Here is a 1,332-nt window from a genome sequence, read left to right on the forward strand (position 1 = left end):
GTGGGTGTCCGCGCCGTCGGTAGTGGGATAGGCGTGCTTGGTGTTGGCGGCGGCGTCGCCATCGTGACCAGGTCCAGATGTGGTCGGCGGAGTGCTGGCGGATGAGGACGAAGGCGATTAGCAGGCGGCGGATCTCCGGTAATGTGAGGGCGATCATGTCTTCACCACTGTCGGCGAGTCCCCTTTTGCGGCAAGGGCTTTGGACGTGGACAGCCAGGCGAAGGCAAGCATCGACAGGGTGATGTGGGCGTACCAGGCCCGCCAGTCGCGGACCTGGTAGTGGTCGAGCCCGGCCTCGCCCTTGGCCTGCTGAAACGCTTCCTCGATGTGCCAACGCGCTCCTGCTGTCCAGGCCAGGTCCACCAGCCTGGCGTTGCGCGGCCCGTAGCACAGGTAGTAGGCGATCTCGGTGGGGTTGGACAGGCTGCGCCGCGCCAGCAACCAGTGCCCGCGTCCGCGCGACCACGTCCCCTCGATCGGGCGGCGTGCCCAGTCGTACTGGCGCGGCCCGTGCGCTCCCGCACCGACCGACAGCCGCTGCCATGCCGACCCCGACAGTTCGCCGACCAGTGCGTCGACACGGCCGACGCGGTCGGCGCGGGTGGTGACCTGCTGGTCGCAGCGGGTCGCCATCACGTAGAACACGTCGCGGGCCTCGAGCCAGTCACGTAGGTAACCGGCCTGGCCGTAGGCTTCGTCGGCGGTGAACCACGCGAACGGCACGCCCGCGGCCAGCGCTCTTTCCAGCATGGTGATCACCTGTCGCGGTTTGGTGGCGAACTCCACCTCATCTGGGATCCCCGCGGCCCGGCAGCGGTCGCGGTCACTGGTCCACGACTCGGGAAGGTAGAGTTCCCGGTCGATCAGCGCGTGGCCGTGCCGGGACGCATAGGCCAGAAACACCCCGATCTGGCAGTTCTCCGTACGTCCAGCCGTCCCCGAGTACTGGCGTTGCACCCCCGCCGATTTCACGCCCTTCTTCAGGAATCCGGTCTCATCCGCGGCCAGCACCGCCTCCGGATCGCCGAGCTGTTCCACCACGTAGTCGCGCACATCGTCACGGACCCCCTCGACATCCCAATCCGCCTTACGCAACAACCGCTGCATCCCCTGCGGGCCCGCCTCACCGGCATACTCGGCCACAGTCCACCCGTTCTTGCGCTCCAGACCCGCCACCAGCCCCGACACGTACTCACGCGCCCGAGCCCGCGGCTCCGACCGCGCGAACCGCCAACCCACCCGGCACATCAACGAATCCAACTCGGCCACAACACGATCCAACAACACGCAACAGATCTACCAGCACCAACCCGACCAAGTGTCGTTGCAGTA

General features: G+C 67.3%; 1 protein-coding gene. It reads right to left on the minus strand.

What is annotated here, in order from left to right; all coding sequences use genetic code 11:
- Positions 1 to 153: 153 nt before the first annotated feature.
- Complete coding sequence (locus IU459_RS37190) at positions 154 to 1,287, minus strand: IS701 family transposase (RefSeq protein ID WP_195134260.1); 1,134 nt, start codon at positions 1,285 to 1,287, stop codon at positions 154 to 156.
- Positions 1,288 to 1,332 lie beyond the last annotated feature (45 nt).

This window comes from Nocardia amamiensis (assembly GCF_015477605.1).
Taxonomy (GTDB): Bacteria; Actinomycetota; Actinomycetes; order Mycobacteriales; family Mycobacteriaceae; genus Nocardia; species Nocardia amamiensis_A.